Below are 19610 nucleotides of genomic sequence, written 5' to 3' on the forward strand. Positions count from 1 at the left end.
AAAGGAACACAGCAAACATGGTTCACAAAGTTCAAGCGGTCGTCGCCAGGGAGAAGAACGCTCCCGTTACGGTGGAGACCATCCTGGTGCCGGAACCTGGTCCGGGCGAAGCCTTGGTGGACATCCTCACCTGCGGTGTGTGCCATACGGACCTCCACTACAAGCTGGGTGGAATTACAGACGATTTCCCCATCCTGCTGGGTCACGAAGCGACCGGTGTGGTCAGCGCCGTGGGGCCGGACGTCACTGAAGTGGCTCCCGGCGACCGCGTCATCCTGAACTGGCGGGCTGTCTGCGGCCAATGCCGCGCTTGCGCCAAGGGGCAGCCGCAGTACTGCTTCAACACGCACAACGCCACCCAGAAGATGACCCTCGAGGACGGCACCGAGCTGTCGCCGGCGCTGGGTATCGGGGCCTTTGCGGAGAAGACACTGGTGGCCGCCGGGCAGTGCACCAAAGTGGACGACGAGGTGGACCCGGCCGCCGTCGGCCTGCTCGGCTGCGGTGTGATGGCCGGCATCGGTGCGGCAATCAACACTGGTGAGGTCAAGCGTGGCGAGTCCGTGGCCGTGATTGGCTGCGGCGGTGTGGGCATCGCCGCGATCGCCGGCGCCAAGCTGGCCGGCGCCACCACGATCATTGCCGTGGACATTGACGACAACAAGATCGAGATGGCCAAGAACCTCGGTGCCACGCACGGCGTCAACTCCCGCGAGCAGGACCCGGTGGAAGCCATCCGGGCCCTCACCGGCGGCAACGGTGCGGACGTGGTGATTGAAGCCGTGGGACGTCCGGAGACGTACAAGCAGGCCTTCTATGCCAGGGACCTGGCTGGCCGCGTTGTGCTCGTGGGTGTCCCGACGCCGGAGATGAAGCTCGAGCTGCCGCTGCTGGACGTTTTTGGCCGCGGTGGCTCGCTGAAGTCCTCCTGGTACGGCGACTGCCTGCCTTCCCGCGACTTCCCGATGCTGGTGCAGCACTACAAGCAGGGCAACCTGGACCTCGACGCCTTTGTCACCGAACGCATCGGCATCGACCAAGTGGAGGAGGCCTTCGAAAAGATGCACGAAGGCAAGGTCCTCCGCTCCGTTGTGGAGATCGACCCGGCGGTGGTGCAGTAATGGGCGCCACTATTGAAAACCTGGTCACCTCGGGCACATTCTCGCTCGACGGCGGCACCTGGGATGTGGACAACAACGTCTGGATTGTGGGCAATGACGAGGAATGCGTAATTATCGATTCCCCGCACGACGCCGAGGCGATCATCAACCAGGTCCGTGGCCGCAAGGTCCTGGCCATCCTGATGACCCACGCCCACAACGACCACATCGGGGCTGCCCGGGCAGTGGCGGATGCTGTGAATGCTCCCATCTACCTGAACCCCGCAGACCTGGTCCTGTGGGAGCACGTCTACCCGGACACTGCTCCGGATCGCGAACTGGCAGACGGCGACGAGTTCGAAGTGGGCGGGACTACGCTGCGGGCCATTCACACACCGGGACATTCGCCGGGCTCCACATGCTTCTATGTGGAGGAATTGGGCACGGTCTTCACGGGCGACACGCTCTTCAATGGTGGCCCGGGTGCGACGGGGAGGTCCTACAGCGACTACCCGACAATCCTCACGTCCATCCGCGAACGGCTGCTGACTCTGCCGGAGGACACCGTGGTTCGCACCGGACACGGTGAGAACACCACCATTGCGGCAGAGCGGGAAACCCTGGCCCAGTTGGCCAGCTAGGGCGGTTAGTGCGGCCAGTTGGCCGTTACCACCTTCTATTGAATAGAGAACGACGGCGGCACTCCGGATGGGGTGTCGCCGTCATTCTGTGCCCGTACAAGGTCCTTTGGACCTTGGCTTGCGACGCGGCGGAGCCTGTGCAGATCTTGCCGGAATCCTGTGCCAACCTTGCGCCGACGTTGATCCTCCTTGGCGACACTCGAAATGAGTAGTTCAGGGACGGCGGTCTAAGCACCGGGCGTCCCACGGCAGGGGAGCGGCTGGGGGCCGTGCCGGGAGGCGGTGCACACCATGGAAAGAATTCATATCGGGCGAAGGTTGTTGGCCATAGGGTCAAAGACCCGGGCACTCTTCGGATGGGGTGTGCGCATCGTCAAACCCACGCCCCAGCGACACAGGGACCTGCAGTTGGTGGAGCACTCGCGGAGGATCCACGCCCTCGCCAAGGCACTGGCAAAAGCACTGGATGAGTGCCACAGGGCGTCGAGCTGGCCGGGCGACAGGCTGCCCGTCAGCCACGAGGCCGCGGAGAAAGTGGAGCGGCTCACCCGGCGGATCCAGCTCGAGACGGAAGCGTACCTCCGCGTCCAGGCCCGGCTGCTGCCGGCGACATAGCAGTCACGCCTTAGCAGTCACGCCTTAGCAGTCGCGACATCGCAGTCCCGCCGGACTGACGCCACTTCAACTACCGGCCGGCCAGGCGGCTAATCCGGCCTAGTCACGGGCCTAGTCACGGCTGCGGAGTGCAGGCGCGGACCCGCCCGTCCCTTTTACATGGATGCCGCCGGCCAGGATCCACCAATACGGGTCGTTGGCACCCAAACGCCGCCTGAGGATCCGGTGGCCTTGGTCCCTGGCACTAGCGCGGCGGCTCAGCCACCACGCGGCATGCCGGACGAGTGCCCGCCAACCGCCTGCGACGGCCATCAGGATTCCCGTCCGTTTACCCTACGATCGTCCACCAGCCGTCCGTCCACCAATCGAGCCACCCCCAAGGGATTCTCTTCGCGCAGGGCCTCCGGCAGGAGGTGCTGCGGGAAGCCCTGGTAGGCCACGGGGCGGAGGAACCTTTCGATGGCAGCGGTTCCTACCGAGGTGCTGCCGGCTGCCGTTGTGGCGGGGTACGGGCCGCCATGCTGCTGTGCGTACGTCACGGATACGCCCGTTGACCACTGATTCCACAACACCCGGCCTGCCTTGCGGGTTAGCACTTCCACCAGGTCCTCCACGCTGCAGGATTCGGTTCCCTGGATGGTTGCAGTCAGCTGCCCCGCAAAAGTTTCGGCGAGCGCCGGAAGCTGGGACTCGTCGTCGTACGTCACCACTACGGAGGTGGGACCGAAGCACTCGGTTTGGAGCGCGTGCGGTTCGGCGAGGACATCGGCGGCTGTGGTGAGCAGCAGAGTCGGGGAGGGCGGGTCCGCCAAGGGGTCCTTGCCTTGCGCCAGGACGGTGATGCGCGGGTTGGCGGCCAGTTCCTGCAGGACCTCGGTGTAGCCGGACTGGATCCGGTCATTGAGCAGTGGCGCAGCGGACGGCAGCGCGGCTTCCCGCAACGCTTCTACGAGGTCCGAGCCAGCCGGGACCACCAGCGTGCCGGGCTTTGTGCAAAATTGGCCTGCGCCCATGGTGAACGAGCTGATGAAACCCTCAGCAATTTCCTTGCCCCGTTCAGCTGCTGCGCGTTCGGTCACGAAAACGGGATTGTTGCTTCCGAGTTCGCCGAAGAAGGGGATCGGCTGGGGACGTGAGCTAGCGATGTCGAACAGGGCCCGCCCGCCGGGGATGGAGCCGGTGAAGGAACCCGCTTTGACCCTGGGATCGCGGAGCGCGGACGCTCCTGCCGCTGTTCCCGTGATGAGTGCGAAGGTCCCGTCAGGTGCGCCGGCGGCTGCGAGGGCCCGGACTACGACGTCGGCGGTCAGCTTGGACAGCGCGGGGTGGCCGGAGTGGGCCTTCAACAGCACGGGAGAGCCTGCCGCCAAGGCTGAAGCTGTGTCGCCACCGGCAACGGAGAATGCGAAGGGGAAATTACTGGCGGCGAAGACAACCACTGGTCCGAGCGGTATCAGCATGCGCCGAAGGTCCGGTCGCGGCGCTCCCATGGGCCAGTCCGCGTCCGCGTGGTCGATCCTGGCGCCGAGGTAGCTGCCGTCGTGGAGCACTTCGCCGAAGAGGCGCAATTGGAAGCTTGTGCGTTTGAGCTCGCCACGAAGACGCGCTTCGGCGAGTCGAGTTTCGCGTTGGGCAACAGGAACCAGCTGGTCTGCGGCAGTGTCGAGGCCATCCGCGACGGCGTCGAGCAGCTTGGCGCGTTCTGCCGGTTGCAGGGCGGCAAGTGGCGCCGCTGCGGATTGCGCAGCCGCCAGGAGGGTTTCCAGCTCAGCGTCGGTGGTGGGACTTGGGGCGGTGTTACTTGCTGTGGCGGTATGGGTGGTCGCGGTCATTGCGATCTCCTTCCGGGTTGGTGGGGAGTTAGTTCTTTTTCGTTTGGAGGTTCGTTTCCGCAGGCTCTGCGAGGGCAGTCAATTCACCGATGGCAACGGGCGCAGCGAGCGGTCGCTTGGCGGAACCGGCGAGGGACCCGACGCTTGGCGCGGCCCCCTGGTTTCCGGTCCCTTCACCAAGGCAGGCCGTGGCGAAGCCGCAGACGCGGCCTTGGCACCAGCCCATTCCCGCACGGGTGAAGGACTTGAGGCTGCGTGCGTCCCGTGCGTCCAGCAAGTCGCGGGCGTCCGCGATCTGGCCAGCTGTGACTTCCTCGCAGCGGCAGACAGCGGTGTCCGGCGTGAGCCATTCCTGCCAAGACGGCGGAATCGGGTGGGCCTTGTGCATGGCTTGGGCAAATTTCCTGTGCCGCCACATTGTTTTGGAGCTGCTAAGTGCCCTGCCGCGGGCTGCCGCCGTTCCGGCAGCGAGTCCTTCCAATACGGCCAGGGACGCACCGCCGACGCCGGTCACCTCCCCGGCAAGGTAGAGGCCCCGCACGCTGGACTGCTGATGCTCGTCGACGACGCCCACCAGCGAACCGTCCGCATCCAGACGGGTCTCCGCGCCGAGGGACAACGGGAGCTCCATTTGGGGCGTGAAGCCCCAGCCGAAGCCCACCACGTCCACACCCTGGTAAATCCGCTCCGTGCCGGGGCGTACCCGGCCAACCGAATCGACCTTGGCTGTGCGCACGCCGGTCACGTGGTTGGTGCCGAGGACTTCCGTGACGATGCTGCGTTGCCGGTAGGGAATGCGGTGGCGGGCAAAGATTGATGCGTACTCGGCGCCTTCCAAGGCCTTGCCCGGCACTCCCGCCGCGGCACGAAGGTGTGGCAGCCAGGCAGAGCCGGAGGATGACTCGAGCACGGCAAGCACCTGTCCGCCGGCCTCGGCGACACCTGCCGCCACGGGCAACAGAAATGGTCCGGTACCGGCGATGACGAACCGCTTCCCGGGCAGCGCAGCGTTGCCTTTGATAAAGGCTTGGATCCCGCCAGCAGCCATGGCGCCCGGCAGTTCCCAACCAGGGACGGGGAGCTGGCGGTCGTAGCCGCCCGGGCAGAGCACCAAACGAGGCGCGACGACGGTACGGGCGACACTGGAGCCATTGTCCCGCGGGGGAACCCCCGCTACGGTGGGCGTCGTGCGCAGCGTGAAGCCGCCGTCGTAGTTTTGGGCCATCCACACCTGCAGGCCCGGCAAGTAGGTGATCCGGCCGGCGGCCCGGGCGGCATCAAAGCGGCTCCGCAGGTCCACGTAGGTTCGCCAGCCGTGGTGCCCACGGCCATCCGGTTCGGGGACGATCGTCTCCGGCCGGTGTCGCCAGAACTGGCCGCCCGGCTGGGAACCGGCGTCGACGACGGCGACTGCGGCACCGGCCTCGGCAGCTGCGACGGCGGCGGCAAGTCCGGCGGGACCGGCGCCTACCACCGCGACGTCAGCGTTCACGCCGTCGTTGCCAGGGCGGTTGCCGGCCGGGCTCACGCCTGGCCCCTTTCGTTCTGTGGGTAAGTGCCAATGATCTGCATGCCGTCGCAGGCTTCCACCAGGCAGGCGCGCTGGTTCGGCACGTCGTCCACCTCTACCAGGCAGTCGAAGCAGACACCGATGCCGCAGAACAGCCCCCGGGGACGCCCGTTTTTCCTGGTGCTGCGCCACGCCGTGATGCCGTTGGTGGCCAATGCGGCCCCGACGCTCTGGCCTGGTGCAGCCGTGAGGACACGGCCGTCGACCGTCAAGGTTACGGCGTCTTCAGCGCTGCTGGGCGGCGAGGCGTTATGGTGTGCGTTCATGCGGTGGCCTCCTCTGTGTGCTCTGTAACGGTGGTCGACGCACCGCTGAATTCCTCGCCAAAGCGGGCCGGTGCGAAAGGGGTCAGGTCAAGGTCCGGGGACTGGCCAGCCAATGCCTGCGCCAGCAGCTTGCCCGTGCCGGCCGATAGTCCGATGCCCGCCCCTTCATGCCCGGCCGCGTGCCACAATCCGGGAGCACGGTCGTCGTGGCCAATAACCGGCAGGTGGTCCGGGCAATAAGGGCGGAATCCGTGGTAATGCCGGATCGCCTTGATGCGTTCGAGGAACGGGAAAAGCGACACGGCGTTCCGTGCCAATAAGCCCAGGGCCTCAGTGCTCACCGTTCGGTCGAAGCCGACGCGCTCGCGGGTGGAACCGATCAGGATGGTGCCGCTGGGGGTGCCCTCAACTACCGGAGAGGCCTGCAAACCGGCATCGGAGCTGCCCACGTTGTCGATGTATTCTGCGGCATACACCTTGTGGTGGACCATGGGCGGCAGCGGTTCGGTGACCATAACGAAGCCTCGCCTCGGCAGGACGGGGACGCTGACTCCGGCCATGGCGGCGAGTTCTCCGGCCCAGGTGCCCGTGCAGTTCACCACCGCACCGGCCGAGAAGTCTCCCCGCGGCGAGCTGACACCGGTGACGCGGTCGCCGTCGCGCAGGAATCCGGTGACGGGTGCGTCGGCCACGAAGCGGGCACCGGCCTGGCGGGCCAGCCGGACCAGATGAGCCGCCACGAGCATCGGCTGGACCTGGCAGTCCTCCCGGTAACTCGCCCCGCCCAGCGCCTCGGGAGAAATGTGCGGTTCGGCTTCGCGGAGCGCCTCGCGGTCCAGTTCCTCGACGTCGACGCCGTAGCCGGATTGCGCGGACATCACGCGGTGCAGGGAGGCTAGGCTGCTCTCGCGGGAGGCAACGATGATCCCGCCCTTGGCCTCGAACTCCCACAGTTTCTTGTACTCCGCAAGGTCGTTGTGCCAGACGCCGAGGGAGTAGCGGGTCAGTTCCAGTTCGGGGCCCAGTTCCTTGTCCGAAACCAGGATGTTCCCTTCGCAGGACGAAGACGTGCCGCTTGCCGGCAGGCCTTTGTCCAGGACAGTGACCGTGAGGCCCTGCTGCGTGGCGAAATAGGCTGTGGCAGCACCGATCACCCCGGCGCCGATGACCAGCACATCGCTGGCTGGGGTCATGTCTTTTGCTTCCTGTTGGTGGTTTGCGAGCCAGCGGGCGGTGTCTCCTGCTCGCCCGTTGCCCAGAGACCGCGGGCGTGGCCGATGTGGCGGTGCATCAATTCCTCAGCCGCCGGACCGTCACCGGCTTCGATAAGGTCCAGCAGGACGTGGTGCTCCTTGGCCGAATCCGCCAGGCGGTTGCTGTCACTGAGCGCCTTGAGACCGTATAACCGTGTGCGGGTCCGCAGGGATGTTGCCAGCTCCACAAGTTGGGCGTTGCCTGAGTGGCGCAGGAGCTCGGCGTGGAAGTCACGATCCGCGGCAAGGTACGCCGCCAAGTCGCCTTCCCGTGCGGTGTCCACAATGTTGTCCGCCATCCGGCGGAGCACGGCCATGCCCGACGGCGGAACGGTGCCCGCGACGTCGCCCACCACCGGCGGTTCCAGAAGCTGCCGGATTTGGGCGATTTCGTCGAGTTCACGATCGCTCATGGTGGTGATCCGGAAGCCCTTGTTCTTCACCGTTTCCACCAGTCCTTCGCGCGTAAGGTCCATCATTGCCTCGCGCACAGGAGTGGCCGATACGCCGAAGGCCGCCGCCAGCGCCGGAGCCGAATACAGTGTGCCCTCCGTGAGCGTGCCGGCGATGATCGCTGCCCGAAGGGACTCCGTCACGGATTCGCGGAGGCTGTGCTGGCGGCCGAGCGGGGCGATCGGGAGCTGGTTGTTGGTTGGCACGGTGAGCACTCCTTGGCCGGAATTCATGGTCTGGTGCCTCCTTCATACACCAATGCAGCAGTCACAAGGTCCTCCCATGCCATGCCCACGCCCGCGTAAAGGCAGGGCTTGCCGGGGGTACGTTGCAGCTTGCCAGCCACAAGTTCTCGCAGGTTGACCGGACGAATCGCCTCCCATTCTTCGGCGCTCCGGGCGGGGATGAGGTCGCCGGCTTCACGCAAAGCGGACGCACGTCCTTCCACGACTACGTCGCTGCGCCGCACCAGGGTGGCGTCCACTTCGCGCGCGTCGAGGCCGTGCTGGCCGATCGCGGCCACCACCGCGCCGGGGGCGACCAAGCCGCCGTCGAAGAGCGGGGTGCTTGACGACGTCGCGCAAATCACGACATCGGCAGCCGCCAGTTCTTCTTGGGTCCCGTCATCATCCTCCGCCTCAGCGGCGCGGACCACGACTCCCTCTGCGGCGAGCTGCGCGATGAGGTTCTCCACACGGTCCCGCCGCCGGCCAACGACGGCGAGACTCGCCCCGGGGAGCACCGCGCTCGCCGCCCGAAGGTGGTTGACGGCCTGGATGCCGGTACCGAAGACGAGGACCCGCGGGTTCTCCACGGCACCGCCAGGAGCGGCGGCCAGGATGTGCTTGACCGCGAGAAGTGTGGTGGCCGGAGTACGGACCGCTGTGAGTTCATTGCCGTCGATAGTTGCGAGCGGGGCCAGGGTGTCCGAATCGAAGAGGATATAGACGCCCTGGATCTTTTCCAACCCGCGGGAAGGGTTGCCCGGTGCCACAGTCAGGGCCTTGACTCCGCTGTACCGGCGGCCACTGGCGGGCATAAGCAGGAATTCGCCGTCCGGGGCAGGACTGAACAGTCGTCGGCCGTCTTCCTCCGGGTCCACATCGTCAAGGAGGGCGCGCTCCAAAGCGGCCACCGCCGTCGTCCACGGAGCCGCCGAACGCACCCTCGCGGCGCTGAAGAAAGGCAGCTTCACGTTCTCCGCTGTCATAGCAGGAACCCCGTGGGGAACGGGTCGGTGGGATCCAGGAAATACTGTGCAGTTCCGGTTAGCCAAGCTCGTCCCGTTACGGTGGGGATGACCGCCGGACGGCCAGCCACTTTGGTCTCCTCCACCAGGCGGCCGACGAAGCGAGAGCCGATGTACGACTCGTTAATGAAATCGGTGTTGAGCGTGAGTTCTCCCCGGGCATGCAATTGGGCCATGCGCGCACTCGTACCGGTGCCGCAGGGGGAACGGTCGAACCATCCCGGGTGGATCGCCATGGCATGCCGGGAATGCTGCGCCGTGGAACCGGGAGCCTTGAGATAGACGTGGTGGCAGCCGCGGATGTCGTCCCGTTCCGGATGGACCGGCTCATCTTTGGCGTTGATGGCGTCCATGACCGCCAGCCCGGCTTTCAGCAGATCGTCCTTCCGCTTGCGCTCAAAAGGCAGGCCCAAGCTGTCCAAATCCACGATCGCGTAGAAGTTGCCACCGAAGGCAAGGTCATAAGGTACCGTGCCGTGGCCAGGGACCTCTACCGAAGCATCAAGGCGGTCAACGAAGGACGGAACGTTGCGAATGGTGACTGACTCCGCGTGCCCGTCCTTCACTGCCACCTCGGCAATGACCAGCCCGGCCGGCGTGTCCAGCCGGACCGTCGTGACTGGCTCAGTAACCTCCACCATGCCGGTTTCCACCAACACAGTCGCGACGCCGATGGTCCCGTGCCCACACATCGGTAGCAACCCGGACACCTCGATGTACAGGACGCCAAAGTCGGCGTCCGGCCTTGTTGGTGGTTGGAGGATTGCACCGCTCATCGAAGCGTGGCCACGGGGTTCGTACATGAGGAGCGTGCGGATCCAATCGCTGTTCTCCATGAACCATAGTCGCCGCTCAGCCATCGTGGCGCCGGGGATCGTGCCGACGCCGCCCGTGATGACGCGGGTTGGCATGCCTTCGGTGTGCGAGTCCACAGCATGGAATATGCGGCTGGTTCTCATCGAGTGCTCCTTTTCTGATCGGTTGTGTTGGCTGCCGGGGCTGAGTTCGCCGGGGGAGCGGCCCTTAGGTGGGTGGCCCTGGGCGGCTTCGCCGGGCGGGCGGCCGTTGCGTGGGCGTCCGTGGCGGCTTCGCCGGGCGAGCGGCCCTTAGGTGGGTGGCCCTGGGCGGCTTCGCCGGGCGGGCGGCCCTTCGACGTCGCTTAGACACGGTCAAAATGCGCCGTTCCGGTCGCTGAGCGACCTCCTCGGCGCGTTTGACCGCGATGCGCTCCTTTTCGAAGGGCCGACGCCCGGCTTGTTGGTCCCTCACCTTTGGACGACTGGTCAATGGCTGATGGCGGCTTTGCACGTCCGTCACTTTTGATCGTCCTCCTCAGCGCGTTCGGCCGCGATGCGCTCCTTTTCGAAGGGCCGCCCGGCTTGTGGGTCTGTCACCTTTTTGTCGAACGTCAGCGCCCGCATGCTCATCCGTTCACCTTGATCGTCCTCGGTGAGCGGGCCTGGGGGTAGGGGTAATCGTGCGTGACGAGTTCCCCACCGACCCAAGCTCGCCATGGACCATCTTCCTACTTGTAGCCCTTGGCTAGGGCTGCTTCTGTGTCTCGGGTGACTGCTGCTCGGGCTTCGGGGGTGAGGGGGCCTCGGGGTGGGCGGCAGGTGCCTCCTCGGAGACCGACAATATCCATGGACAGTTTGATCGACTGGACGAACTCGGTCTTGCTGTCCCAGCGCAGGAGGGAGTGCAGGTCGCGGTAGATTTCGCGGGCGCGCTCCAAGTCCGCTACGTCGCCGGAAGTCGAAAGACGGTAGAGCTCCAATGTCGATTCCGGGATGGCGTTGGGGTAGCCAGCCACCCAGCCCACGGCTCCGGCCAGGCCCATCTCCACCACTGTGTCGTCGGTGCCGATCAGCAGGTCTACTTCCGGGGCCAGTTCCTTGATCTCGTAGGCCCGGCGGACGTCACCCGTGAACTCCTTGACACCAACAATCAGGCCTTCGCCGTGGAGGCGGGCAATCAGCTGGGGAGTGAGGTCCACCTTGGTGTCGATCGGGTTGTTGTAAGCCACGATCGGCAGCCCGGCGGAGGCGGCAAGGCGGTAGTGTTCCACCACTTCGTCATCGCTGGCGCGGTAGGAGTTCGGGGGCAGCAGCATCAAAGCCGATGCGCCCGCCTCTGCTGCCTGCTCAGCCCACCTTTGTGACTGGAGACCGCCGTAGGCTCCGACGCCGGCCATCACCGTAAAGCCTTCAGGGGAGACTTCGACGGCGGTGCTGATGACGCGGGCGCGTTCCTCCTCGCTCAGGGTCTGGTACTCGCCCAACGAGCCATTCGGTGCCACGCCATCGCAGCCGGCATTCGCCAGGAAACGGACATGCTCGGCAAACGCGTCGTAGTCAATGCTGAGGTCATCCTTGAAGGGCAACGCAGTGGCAACGAGTACGCCATGCCAGGGTTTGCGGGATTCGTTCATCTTGGGGTCCTTTCGGTTGTGGCACACGCGGCGCCGTCATTGCGACCGTGAGGTACCTCACGGCCAATTTACCATGTGACATTGCACAGAGGGGTGGGAGGGGCGGAAAAACTTTTGGTGCGATGGGGTCAGCTTGCGGGAACCACGTACTGCTTCTCGGCTACCTTGCCGAGTCCCTCCGACAGTCCGGCGCCGGTCAGGAGTTTGGTGATGGTGCCGTCCTTGCGCTGGGCAACAATTCCGGCGTCCAGGGCTTCCTTGAGGCTCGTGTTGCCCTTGGTCAGCGGGAAGGCGGCTTCAGGGGCGTTCTTGATGGCGCCGACACGCGGGTCGGGCTTCTCGTTGGCCAGGGCCACCTTGACGCCTGGGATGTCCTTGAACTGAAGTACCTGTACACCGTACGCGTCGACGTCGGCATCCAGCCGTCCGGCGTCGAAATCTGCTTTCAGTTCCACGCTGCTGGGGTAGGTGACCAGGCGATCGCCGAGGATCTTCTTCAGGTCCTCAACCCACAGGTAACCGTCAATGGTTCCCACTTTGTTCATCTTTTCCAGGTCCGCCACCGTGGTGGCGCCGGTCTTGGACGCGATGCCCATGCCGTCCAGGTAGGTGGAAGCTGAGAAGTCCACTGCCTTGAGCCGCTTTTCGGTGGCGTCTATGGTCCCGAGCGCCAAATCGATGTTTCCGCCGGAAATGGACTGGACGGCATCGGCGTAAGTGGCCTGCTGGTAGACGGGAGTGAGGCACTCGTCCTTGGCCACCTTGTTGACGATCTCGATGTCTATGCCGGCCGGCTTGCCGCTGTTGTAGCTGCTGAAGGGTGGAATATCGATGACGCCGACGGTCAGCTTGCCCTGGGAGACCGTCTGAATGCCTTGGTGCTTGGGCGTGCAGCTGGAATTGCTGGCATCCGAGGCGCCGCCGCAAGCAGAGAGTCCGACGGCGATGGCGGCGGCGGCGGTGAGGATGCCGACGCCTTTGAGGCGGTTCGTGTTCATACTTCCTCCTGTGGGAGTTGGGTGTTGGTGTGGTTGGGCGGTTAGGTGTGCCGGGCCATTCGCTTCTCGAAGAAGACTGTGATCCACGTGGCCGGCATTGAGATGACGGCGTAGCAGAGGCCCGCGAGCGTGAAGATCTGGAGGTAATTGAAGTCCTGGCTGCCAATGTTGTAGGCGGATTTCATCAGTTCGGGGACAGCGATGGCATAGGCCAGCGACGTGCCCTGGAACATCTGGATGGCAACGCCCATCAGCCCGGGAATGGCCGAGCGCATGCCCTGGGGGAGCACCACCCTGAAGAACGTGTGATGCTGCGCCAGGCCGAGGGCGCTGGAGGCTTCGAGTTGGCCGCGGGGTACGGACTGGATGCCTGCCCGCATGATCTCGCTGGAGTACGCTGCCGCATTCCAGATCAGCGCCAGGCAGGCGGCCGTGATGCTCTCGAAGGCAATGCCGAACTTTGGCAGGCCGTAATAGAAGAGGTAAAGAATCACCAGCGCAGGAGCTCCGCGGCCGATTTCGACGACGGCCAAGCCCAAGGTGCGGATGGCCAGGTTCTTGGTGGACACCATAAGGCTCAGCAACAGCCCAAGGGGGTAGCCGGCCACGATGGATACCCCGGCAATCAGCAGGCTGACGCCCAGGCCGGACATCATTTGCGGGAGGTAGGCCGCCCACTCTGCGAGCCACGTCATGCGTACACAGCCTTCCTCATGCGGGAGTCGAGTCGACGGGATATGTAAGCCACCGGCAGGCTGAGCGCGATGTAGATGACGCCTACCAGGATGTAGGGCAGGATCCCTTCAACCGTTGGATGCTGGCGGGCGAACGCCTGGGACTGGAAGACCATTTCCGTGACGATGATGGTGGAAGCGATCGAGGAATCTTTGAGCAGCCCGGTCAGGTAGGTAGCGATGGAGGGAGAAACGATCCGGAAGGCCTGCGGCACCATGATGCTGTAGAACGCAGTTCCACGAGTGAGGCCAAGGGCATCCGCCGCTTCACCCTGTCCGCGGGGCACAGCCTGCAGCCCACCGCGGTAGATCTCTGCGAGGTAGGCCACGGACACGACGCCCAGGCCGACAATTGCGGCGCCCACCGGATTGAACTTGAACGTGCCGATCTGGATGCCGAACTTGAGCAGGAACAGCCACACAATGATCGGAACGCCCCGCACAAAGTCGACGAAGAGGCGGGAGGCGAGCCGGATCGGAAGCTTGGGCGACGACAGTCCGACAGCAACGGGAATTGCTCCGACGATGCCGATCGCAAATGCGCTGAGTGTCAGCGTGATCGTCATGGGCAGCCCCTGCAGGACTGCGGAGAGTGCATCCATCTCAGCGCTCCAGCACTGCGCGGAGGAAGCGGCGGGTGCGTGTTTCCTGGGGATCACTCATGATGGCCCGCGGATCGCCCTGCTCGATGATCCGGCAATCGGCCATTACCACCAACGTGTCGGAGACGTCGCGGGCAAACTGCATTTCGTGGGTCACCACGATCATGGTCATTCCGTCGGCCGCGAGCTCCCGCATGACAGCGAGCACCTCGAGCCCCACTTCAGGGTCGAGGGCGGACGTCGGCTCATCGAAGAGCATGATGCCGGGATTGAGCGCCAGGGCCCGTGCGATGGCAATCCGCTGTTGCTGCCCGCCGGAGCACCTCGAGGGGTGCTGGTGCGCCTTGTCCTTCAGCCCCACGCGTTCAAGAAGCTGCATCGAACGCTCATCGGCCTCTTCTTTGCTGCGTCCAAGGACCTTTTGTTGCGGAAAACTGATGTTCTTGAGGGCGGACATGTGCGGGAAAAGGTTGAAGGATTGGAAAACCATGCCCACCGTGCGCCTCAGCGCGGCAAGATCGCGGCTGTTGACGTCTTTACCGGGCTGGATGGTGTGTTGTGCCACCTGGATGGTCCCGGAATCAGGGCGTTCCAAGAGGTTGATGCATCGGAGAAATGTACTCTTTCCGGCGCCGGAAGGCCCGATGAGGGCCGTGACTGTCCCGGGTTCGACATGTAGGGAAACGTCGTCGAGGACGACGTGGTCGCCGTAGCGCTTTGAGATGTTGTCTAGCTTGATGCCCAGACGGGGCGCGAGTTGGCCATCCGCAATTTGTGCAAGGGTCATAGCGATCTTCCATGTATGGAGCGAGGGACCGACGTGGACCGACGGAAACGATCAAAACCAAAAAGTGATCTACGTCATGTGATATGTGCAATGGTACATGTCACTAGAACCCGTGGGAAGACCCAATTTTCTGAAGCCTCACACCGCCGAAGTTCTGAGCCGAACAGCACAGGCGTTGACGCCAACAATGATCAGAATGCCCGCCCACTGAATGGGATTCAGGGCCTGTCCCAGGAAAAAGGCACCGATCAGGGCGGCGTACACGGGATTTACGCTCATCAGGATTCCGAAGAGGTTGGCCGGCACCTTTCGAAGGGCCAACAAATCTGCGACATACGGAATCACCGAGGCCAGGACACCCGCGCCTGCAGCGTACAAAAGGGACAGGGCATCGGGCGCGTGGGTGGCAAAAACGACGACGGCGACCGGCAGGAACAGGGCCGCAGAAACGCCCGTGGCAGCCGCGGTGCCTTGGACTCCGGGGATCCGCCGACCCACTGTGCGGTTGAGGAGAATGTAGCTGGCCCAGCAGAGGGCGGCCACAAGGCCCAAGCCAATTCCGGGGTAGTCAGTCGAGGCGCCGGGCTGGGTAACGCTGATGACTCCGATCCCCGCAGCAATAGCGCAGGTAACACCGGCCCAGCGCTTGAAGCGACTGCCGCCGCCGTCGACGTTTCTGCCCTGCAGAAGCGCGATGGAGAGCGGGCCCAGGAACTCAAGCGTCACCGCAAGTCCGAGGCCCACGCGCTCAATTGCCGCGTACAGTGTGAGGTTCATGGTGCCGAACACCACGGCCAGCAGGATCACCGGCCACAATTGTTGCCGCGTAAAGCTCCGGTACCGGGGGCGCACGACGGGCAGGAGGACTGCGGCGGCGATCAACTGCCGGACGGCAACAACGCCCACCGGACCCATTACGGGAAATGCCAAGGATCCGCTTGCCGCGCCCACCTGATTCGACAGGGAACTGGCCATCAGCGTGGCGACGCCCACCGCTCCATCGGCTTTTTGCTTGCTCATGGAAGAAGTGTGGGACCGTCGGCAGGCGTTCTCACAATGCACGGAACGCGCTATTCATGCAAGAAACGCATGAATAGAATCGCATCGTGAGTATCGAATTGCGGCAGTTGCGCTCCTTCGTTGCCGTGGCGGAAGCCGGCACGTTCACGGATGCCGCAATTGACCTGGGGCTCTCGCAGGCCGCGGTCTCCCGAAGCGTGGCGGGCCTTGAGGCCACGCTTGGCGTTCGACTGATCCATCGCACTACCCGCAGTGTGTCGCTGACGCCGGCAGGGGAGCGGGCCATCGCTTACGCGCGGCGGGCGATTGCCGCCGTCGGGGATCTGGAAAAGGCGGCGCGCGAAGGGGCGGGCACGATTCGCCTCGGTTATGCGTGGTCGGCCTTGGGCGGCCACACCGCCGAGCTGCAGCACCGATGGGAACAGGAATCCACGGACACGGAACTCCTCCTGGTGAAAAGCAATACCCCGACGGCGGGACTCCAGGAAGGTGCCAGCGACATGGCAATCCTGCGGAGGGTGCCGCAGTCCGGCGCCTTGGCATACGAGCAGGTGGGTGTTGAACGACGCTTCTGCGCCATGGCCTCGGATGACGTACTGGCTCGACGGCGGACGGTCACCCTTGCGCAGATCGCCGGCGGAGCCGTGGCTATCGACTCCCGGACGGGCAGTGCCACCGTGGAGCTCTGGCCGGAGGGCGGTCCCCCGGCGAAGATCATTGAGATCCATGACATCGACGATTGGCTGACCGTCATCGGCAGCGGAAGGGCCCGCGGAGTCACCGCAGAATCGACCACTCACCAATATCGGCGGCAGGGCGTGGTGTACCGGCCGGTTCGTGACGCGCCGGCGATTCCGGTAAGTGCGGCGTGGCGAAAGGGCGAGTTCCCCGCATCCGGAGCCCTGCTGCTTGGCCTGCTTAAAAAGCTGTACGGCGGGCTGGAATAATCCAGCCCGCCAGCTTTTTCGTGATCATGTCACAGGGGGTCAACTGCTAGGCGGTTCCTTGCAATCCGACCGTTGGCCATGACCAACTTCAAGTGTTCTTCCGGCTTGGCGAGGACGCTGATGTCGTCAAGCGGATTTCCACTGACCAGGATCAGGTCGGCGAAAGCGCCGGGAGCTATTTCGCCGATTTGGCCAGGCATGTTGACGAGTTCGGCACCCATCAGGGTTGCAGAGCGGATCACGTCAATGGGCTCCTGGACCTTGGCACGAAGCACGAATTCCATGAGCTGGTACTCATGGCCCTTGCCGTGCAAGTCGGTGCCGTAGGCGATCTTGACCCCGGCCTTGCTGGCCCGGATCAGGGAATCGAGTCCTGCCTCGAGGACTCCGGAAAGTTTGGCCCGCTTGTCTTCCGGAAGTGCGCTCAACTGTGGTTCCTGTGTGAGGTACCAGAATGTGACCAGGGTGGGGACGTAAAAAGCATCCTTCGCCAAGAATAGGCGAATGCTTTCATCGTCCAGGAAATTGCCGTGCTCAATGGACCGGATCCCGCAATTCAGGGCCCGATTCACCGCTTCGGCTGTGTAAGCGTGGGCCGCGATGTAGCGGTGGGCCATGTCCGCTTCTTCCACGGCTGCCCTCAATTCGGCTTCCGTAAAACCCAGGGACTCCATTCGCATTTTGGAAATCACGCCGCCGCTCACAGTCAGCTTGATGTGGTCCGCGCCGTCGCGGAATTCCTTGCGAATTCCGCGACGCAATTCCACCTCCCCGTCAACTACTTTGGTGAGCGCATGGCCACCGGTCGGAGCGAAAATGGGGCCGCCGAACTTGAGCCGGGGCCCTTCGACAAGTCCTTCTTCGATGGCCCTCGCGATGCCTGCGTCAGCTCCACCCATGTCCCGTACCGTGGTGAATCCCCGGTGCAGCATGTCCCGAAGGACCACCGATGCCCGGGCACCCACGTAGTACGGAGACCATTCCAGGAGGTCGTTGAAATTGCCGGAGACCTGCATGGGGTGCGAATGGGAATCGATGAGGCCCGGCATCAACGTCATTCCCTGGGCATCAATAACCTGCGCGCTGCTTGGAATTGAGCTGTCATCTGCCACGGCCGCAATGCGGCTCCCCTGAACCACCACGGTTTGCCCCAAAAGGAGTTCACCTTGCCTCACGTCCAGGACGGCGGCGTTGCGAACGGCGATCGGCGAATTCTGCTCTTGCGTGAAGGTCATTGAGGAAACTCCGTTATCGGTCTGCGTATTTCTGGGTCGTTGGTTTTGACGGAGACTGAGATGGTGGCGTTGCGTCCGTCTGCGCTATTGCCTCAGGATTCCCGCCCCCAGCTGATGCCATCGCCTGGTCCTTGTTGATGTCCTCCAACGTGCGGCCCTTGGTGCTGATGCCGAAGATCAGGACGCCCAACGCTGCAGCGAGCAACACCGACGTCACCATGGCGAAGACCCCGCCGAAGCCCAGCTGTGTGTAGCTTGCTCCGATGATGATCGGGGCGCTAATGCCGCCGATGCGACCCACTGCGGATGCAGTGCCCATGCCGGTTGCCCGAAGCTTTGTTCCGTAGAGCTCAGGCGTGTAGGCGTAGAGGCCTGCGTAGCAACCATTCATAAAGAAGGAGAGCATGCAGCCGAAGATCAATACCTGGGTGTTGTCCTGGGCATTCGACAGCAGGAATGCAGAGGCGGCGCCGCCCGCCAGATAGAAGGAAATGGTGAATTTACGTCCGACGCGCTCGTTGAGGTATGCCGCGCTGTAGTAACCCGGAATTTGGGCGATAGTGATGATCAATGTGTAGGTGAAGCTCTTGGTCATGGTCATCCCGTTTGCCACCAGCAGGGAAGGAATCCAGACAAAGAAGCCGTAGAAGGCAAAAGTGACGGAGATCCAGAGAAGCCACAGGACAGCAGTTGTTCGCGCGTGCCCTTCTTTGAAGAGCTGGACGAACTGGAACAACTTGGGCTTTTCCTGACGTGCTGTTGCGGTTTGCTCGCCAGCGCCAACCTCGCCAGCGCCAACAATGCGCCTTCCCGAAACCGGCTTGAGCTGGCCTTGCTCCAGGCTCGTGACTACGTCTTCAGCGTCTTGGAGTTGCCCGCGGCTCATCAACCAGCGCGGTGATTCGGGCAGGGTGCGCCGCCACCAGAGGAGAAGCAGGATGGGCATGGCGGTGACAAGTTGGCCGAACCGCCAGCCTTCGGGGTGTCCCGCGACCACGAACGTTCCCAGGAGTGCGGCCGATACATAGCCCAGGGAGAAGAAGCCTGCCACGGAACCGACAAAGAGGCCGCGCTTTGATGCAGGGATGAATTCCGCAATGAATGTGGGGATGATGGCAGCTTCGGCGCCGATGCCGATACCTGCGATGACCCGGCAGACAAAGAACATCTCCCAGTTTTGGGACGTAGCCGCGGCAACCGTCGCCAGGGCATAGAGGGCCAGGGAGTACATCATGACCTTCCGGCGCCCAATGCGGTCACCGGCCACGCCAGCTACCAGGGCACCGATCATGATGCCGATCAGCAGGGAACTTCCGATCAACCCGGTCTGGGCGCCTTGCAGCTTCCAGAGTGGTGTGATCACCGGAAGGATGTAGGAAACCAGCGAGCCGTCCATGCCGTCGAAGAGCAGGCCCAGGCCACCTATCAAGGCAAGCTTGTAGTGCGGTTTGGAAATGGGCATGTTCTCCATGCGGGAGATGACGCTTTGTTCGGTGGTGCGATGCATTATCTAAATCTCCACTTCGGGGAGGGACGAACTAGGAAAAGTGCGTCGAAGAGGCGAAAGCAATAGGTGTTGGGATGGCAAATCTTGGTTAGATTCCTTGCCGCCTGGCCTGAGACGAGGTGTCAGCCGGCTAGGAGCTGTGTCAAGCGGTGTGGTTGTGACTTCCACAACATGTTTTGTATACCAAACAGCTTAGAACCGGAGTTTGCTCTCTGTAAACCCCTAAATCTTTCGATTTTTGGTATACGAAAATTAAGCCCTGGCTTATGGCGACAGGGTCTCGCGCCTAAGTGGCAGGCATCCCGGCGTAATACCCGCGTCCGCAAAGGCGGCGGCTGGGGCAGCAGGCGGTATGAGGCCATTAAGCTTG

The 19610-nt window shown here is 63.7% G+C and carries 19 protein-coding genes; 4 read left to right on the top strand and 15 right to left on the bottom strand.

Translation table 11 applies throughout. The features are described 5' to 3' along the window. The first annotated feature begins 17 nt into the window (after window positions 1–17). The 3 genes from LD110_RS13720 to LD110_RS13730 all read left to right on the top strand — a co-directional run bounded on the left by LD110_RS13720 (window position 18) and on the right by LD110_RS13730 (window position 2356). Window positions 18–1121 (top strand): S-(hydroxymethyl)mycothiol dehydrogenase, encoded by a 1104-nt coding sequence (locus LD110_RS13720; RefSeq protein ID WP_225499384.1) that lies wholly within the window; start codon window positions 18–20, stop codon window positions 1119–1121. Then, entirely contained in the window at window positions 1121–1741 is a 621-nt protein-coding gene (locus tag LD110_RS13725) for an MBL fold metallo-hydrolase (RefSeq protein WP_225499385.1), read from the top strand. Before LD110_RS13720 ends, LD110_RS13725 begins: the two co-directional genes overlap by 1 nt. Window positions 1742–2032: 291 nt before the next feature. After that, window positions 2033–2356, top strand: a complete 324-nt coding sequence (locus tag LD110_RS13730) for a hypothetical protein (protein WP_225499386.1) — start codon at window positions 2033–2035, stop codon at window positions 2354–2356. 311 nt (window positions 2357–2667) lie between these two features. On the opposite strand, the gene LD110_RS13735 is transcribed toward LD110_RS13730, so the two are convergent. From LD110_RS13735 to LD110_RS13795, 13 genes are all read right to left on the bottom strand, one after another. Then, the gene (locus tag LD110_RS13735) at window positions 2668–4188 is read right to left on the bottom strand and encodes an aldehyde dehydrogenase (NADP(+)) (RefSeq protein ID WP_225499387.1); all 1521 of its coding nucleotides are present in this window, start codon (window positions 4186–4188) and stop codon (window positions 2668–2670) included. Window positions 4189–4216: 28 nt separating this feature from the next. After that, window positions 4217–5716 (bottom strand): FAD-dependent oxidoreductase, encoded by a 1500-nt coding sequence (locus LD110_RS13740; protein ID WP_225499388.1) that lies wholly within the window; start codon window positions 5714–5716, stop codon window positions 4217–4219. Continuing rightward, window positions 5713–6024 (bottom strand): (2Fe-2S)-binding protein, encoded by a 312-nt coding sequence (locus tag LD110_RS13745; protein WP_225499389.1) that lies wholly within the window; start codon window positions 6022–6024, stop codon window positions 5713–5715. Before LD110_RS13745 ends, LD110_RS13740 begins: the two co-directional genes overlap by 4 nt. Then, window positions 6021–7217: an FAD-binding oxidoreductase gene (locus LD110_RS13750; RefSeq protein WP_225499390.1), complete on the bottom strand. Its 1197-nt coding sequence runs from the start codon at window positions 7215–7217 to the stop codon at window positions 6021–6023. The genes LD110_RS13745 and LD110_RS13750 overlap by 4 nt, the downstream gene beginning before the upstream one ends. Next, window positions 7214–7963 carry a GntR family transcriptional regulator gene (locus LD110_RS13755; RefSeq protein WP_225499391.1) on the bottom strand — a complete coding sequence of 250 codons (750 nt, stop codon included), beginning with the start codon at window positions 7961–7963 and terminating at the stop codon, window positions 7214–7216. The genes LD110_RS13750 and LD110_RS13755 overlap by 4 nt, the downstream gene beginning before the upstream one ends. Further along, window positions 7960–8940 (bottom strand): ornithine cyclodeaminase family protein, encoded by a 981-nt coding sequence (locus tag LD110_RS13760; RefSeq protein WP_225499392.1) that lies wholly within the window; start codon window positions 8938–8940, stop codon window positions 7960–7962. The genes LD110_RS13755 and LD110_RS13760 overlap by 4 nt, the downstream gene beginning before the upstream one ends. Beyond that, window positions 8937–9938: a proline racemase family protein gene (locus LD110_RS13765; RefSeq protein ID WP_225499393.1), complete on the bottom strand. Its 1002-nt coding sequence runs from the start codon at window positions 9936–9938 to the stop codon at window positions 8937–8939. The genes LD110_RS13760 and LD110_RS13765 overlap by 4 nt, the downstream gene beginning before the upstream one ends. A 566-nt stretch (window positions 9939–10504) precedes the next feature. Continuing rightward, entirely contained in the window at window positions 10505–11410 is a 906-nt protein-coding gene (locus tag LD110_RS13770; RefSeq protein WP_225499394.1) for a dihydrodipicolinate synthase family protein, read from the bottom strand. 128 nt (window positions 11411–11538) lie between these two features. Beyond that, window positions 11539–12408: an ABC transporter substrate-binding protein gene (locus LD110_RS13775; protein WP_225499395.1), complete on the bottom strand. Its 870-nt coding sequence runs from the start codon at window positions 12406–12408 to the stop codon at window positions 11539–11541. A gap of 41 nt (window positions 12409–12449) precedes the next feature. Continuing rightward, window positions 12450–13103 (bottom strand): amino acid ABC transporter permease, encoded by a 654-nt coding sequence (locus tag LD110_RS13780; RefSeq protein WP_225499396.1) that lies wholly within the window; start codon window positions 13101–13103, stop codon window positions 12450–12452. Continuing rightward, window positions 13100–13744: an amino acid ABC transporter permease gene (locus tag LD110_RS13785; RefSeq protein WP_225499397.1), complete on the bottom strand. Its 645-nt coding sequence runs from the start codon at window positions 13742–13744 to the stop codon at window positions 13100–13102. The genes LD110_RS13780 and LD110_RS13785 overlap by 4 nt, the downstream gene beginning before the upstream one ends. Window position 13745: 1 nt before the next feature. Then, window positions 13746–14531 (bottom strand): amino acid ABC transporter ATP-binding protein, encoded by a 786-nt coding sequence (locus tag LD110_RS13790; protein ID WP_225499398.1) that lies wholly within the window; start codon window positions 14529–14531, stop codon window positions 13746–13748. Between the two features lie 138 nt (window positions 14532–14669). Next, window positions 14670–15551 (bottom strand): DMT family transporter, encoded by an 882-nt coding sequence (locus tag LD110_RS13795; protein WP_225499399.1) that lies wholly within the window; start codon window positions 15549–15551, stop codon window positions 14670–14672. 86 nt (window positions 15552–15637) lie between these two features. On the opposite strand from LD110_RS13795, the gene LD110_RS13805 reads away from it, so the two are divergent. Then, entirely contained in the window at window positions 15638–16498 is an 861-nt protein-coding gene (locus tag LD110_RS13805) for a LysR family transcriptional regulator (protein ID WP_308012440.1), read from the top strand. Window positions 16499–16527: 29 nt separating this feature from the next. On the opposite strand, the gene LD110_RS13810 is transcribed toward LD110_RS13805, so the two are convergent. After that, entirely contained in the window at window positions 16528–17733 is a 1206-nt protein-coding gene (locus LD110_RS13810; RefSeq protein ID WP_225499400.1) for an amidohydrolase family protein, read from the bottom strand. A gap of 13 nt (window positions 17734–17746) precedes the next feature. Continuing rightward, on the bottom strand, window positions 17747–19240 hold the full coding sequence (locus tag LD110_RS13815) for an MFS transporter (protein WP_225499401.1): 1494 nt from the start codon (window positions 19238–19240) through the stop codon (window positions 17747–17749). Window positions 19241–19610: the final 370 nt, after the last annotated feature.

It is taken from the genome of Arthrobacter sp. M4 (genome assembly GCF_020251205.1).
Taxonomy (GTDB): domain Bacteria; phylum Actinomycetota; class Actinomycetes; order Actinomycetales; family Micrococcaceae; genus Arthrobacter.

Excerpts from the sequence above, each read along its gene's own strand:
- LD110_RS13795 (WP_225499399.1), bottom strand. The coding sequence starts at position 15,551 with ATGAGCAAGCAAAAAGCCGATGGAGCGGTGGGCGTCGCCACGCTGATG.
- LD110_RS13790 (WP_225499398.1), bottom strand. The coding sequence starts at position 14,531 with ATGACCCTTGCACAAATTGCGGATGGCCAACTCGCGCCCCGTCTGGGC.
- LD110_RS13780 (WP_225499396.1), bottom strand. The coding sequence starts at position 13,103 with ATGACGTGGCTCGCAGAGTGGGCGGCCTACCTCCCGCAAATGATGTCC.
- LD110_RS13750 (WP_225499390.1), bottom strand. The coding sequence starts at position 7,217 with ATGACCCCAGCCAGCGATGTGCTGGTCATCGGCGCCGGGGTGATCGGT.
- LD110_RS13770 (WP_225499394.1), bottom strand. The coding sequence starts at position 11,410 with ATGAACGAATCCCGCAAACCCTGGCATGGCGTACTCGTTGCCACTGCG.
- LD110_RS13815 (WP_225499401.1), bottom strand. The coding sequence starts at position 19,240 with ATGCATCGCACCACCGAACAAAGCGTCATCTCCCGCATGGAGAACATG.
- LD110_RS13810 (WP_225499400.1), bottom strand. The coding sequence starts at position 17,733 with ATGACCTTCACGCAAGAGCAGAATTCGCCGATCGCCGTTCGCAACGCC.
- LD110_RS13730 (WP_225499386.1), top strand. The coding sequence starts at position 2,033 with ATGGAAAGAATTCATATCGGGCGAAGGTTGTTGGCCATAGGGTCAAAG.
- LD110_RS13785 (WP_225499397.1), bottom strand. The coding sequence starts at position 13,744 with ATGGATGCACTCTCCGCAGTCCTGCAGGGGCTGCCCATGACGATCACG.
- LD110_RS13735 (WP_225499387.1), bottom strand. The coding sequence starts at position 4,188 with ATGACCGCGACCACCCATACCGCCACAGCAAGTAACACCGCCCCAAGT.
- LD110_RS13720 (WP_225499384.1), top strand. The coding sequence starts at position 18 with ATGGTTCACAAAGTTCAAGCGGTCGTCGCCAGGGAGAAGAACGCTCCC.
- LD110_RS13760 (WP_225499392.1), bottom strand. The coding sequence starts at position 8,940 with ATGACAGCGGAGAACGTGAAGCTGCCTTTCTTCAGCGCCGCGAGGGTG.
- LD110_RS13775 (WP_225499395.1), bottom strand. The coding sequence starts at position 12,408 with ATGAACACGAACCGCCTCAAAGGCGTCGGCATCCTCACCGCCGCCGCC.
- LD110_RS13765 (WP_225499393.1), bottom strand. The coding sequence starts at position 9,938 with ATGAGAACCAGCCGCATATTCCATGCTGTGGACTCGCACACCGAAGGC.
- LD110_RS13725 (WP_225499385.1), top strand. The coding sequence starts at position 1,121 with ATGGGCGCCACTATTGAAAACCTGGTCACCTCGGGCACATTCTCGCTC.
- LD110_RS13745 (WP_225499389.1), bottom strand. The coding sequence starts at position 6,024 with ATGAACGCACACCATAACGCCTCGCCGCCCAGCAGCGCTGAAGACGCC.
- LD110_RS13755 (WP_225499391.1), bottom strand. The coding sequence starts at position 7,963 with ATGAATTCCGGCCAAGGAGTGCTCACCGTGCCAACCAACAACCAGCTC.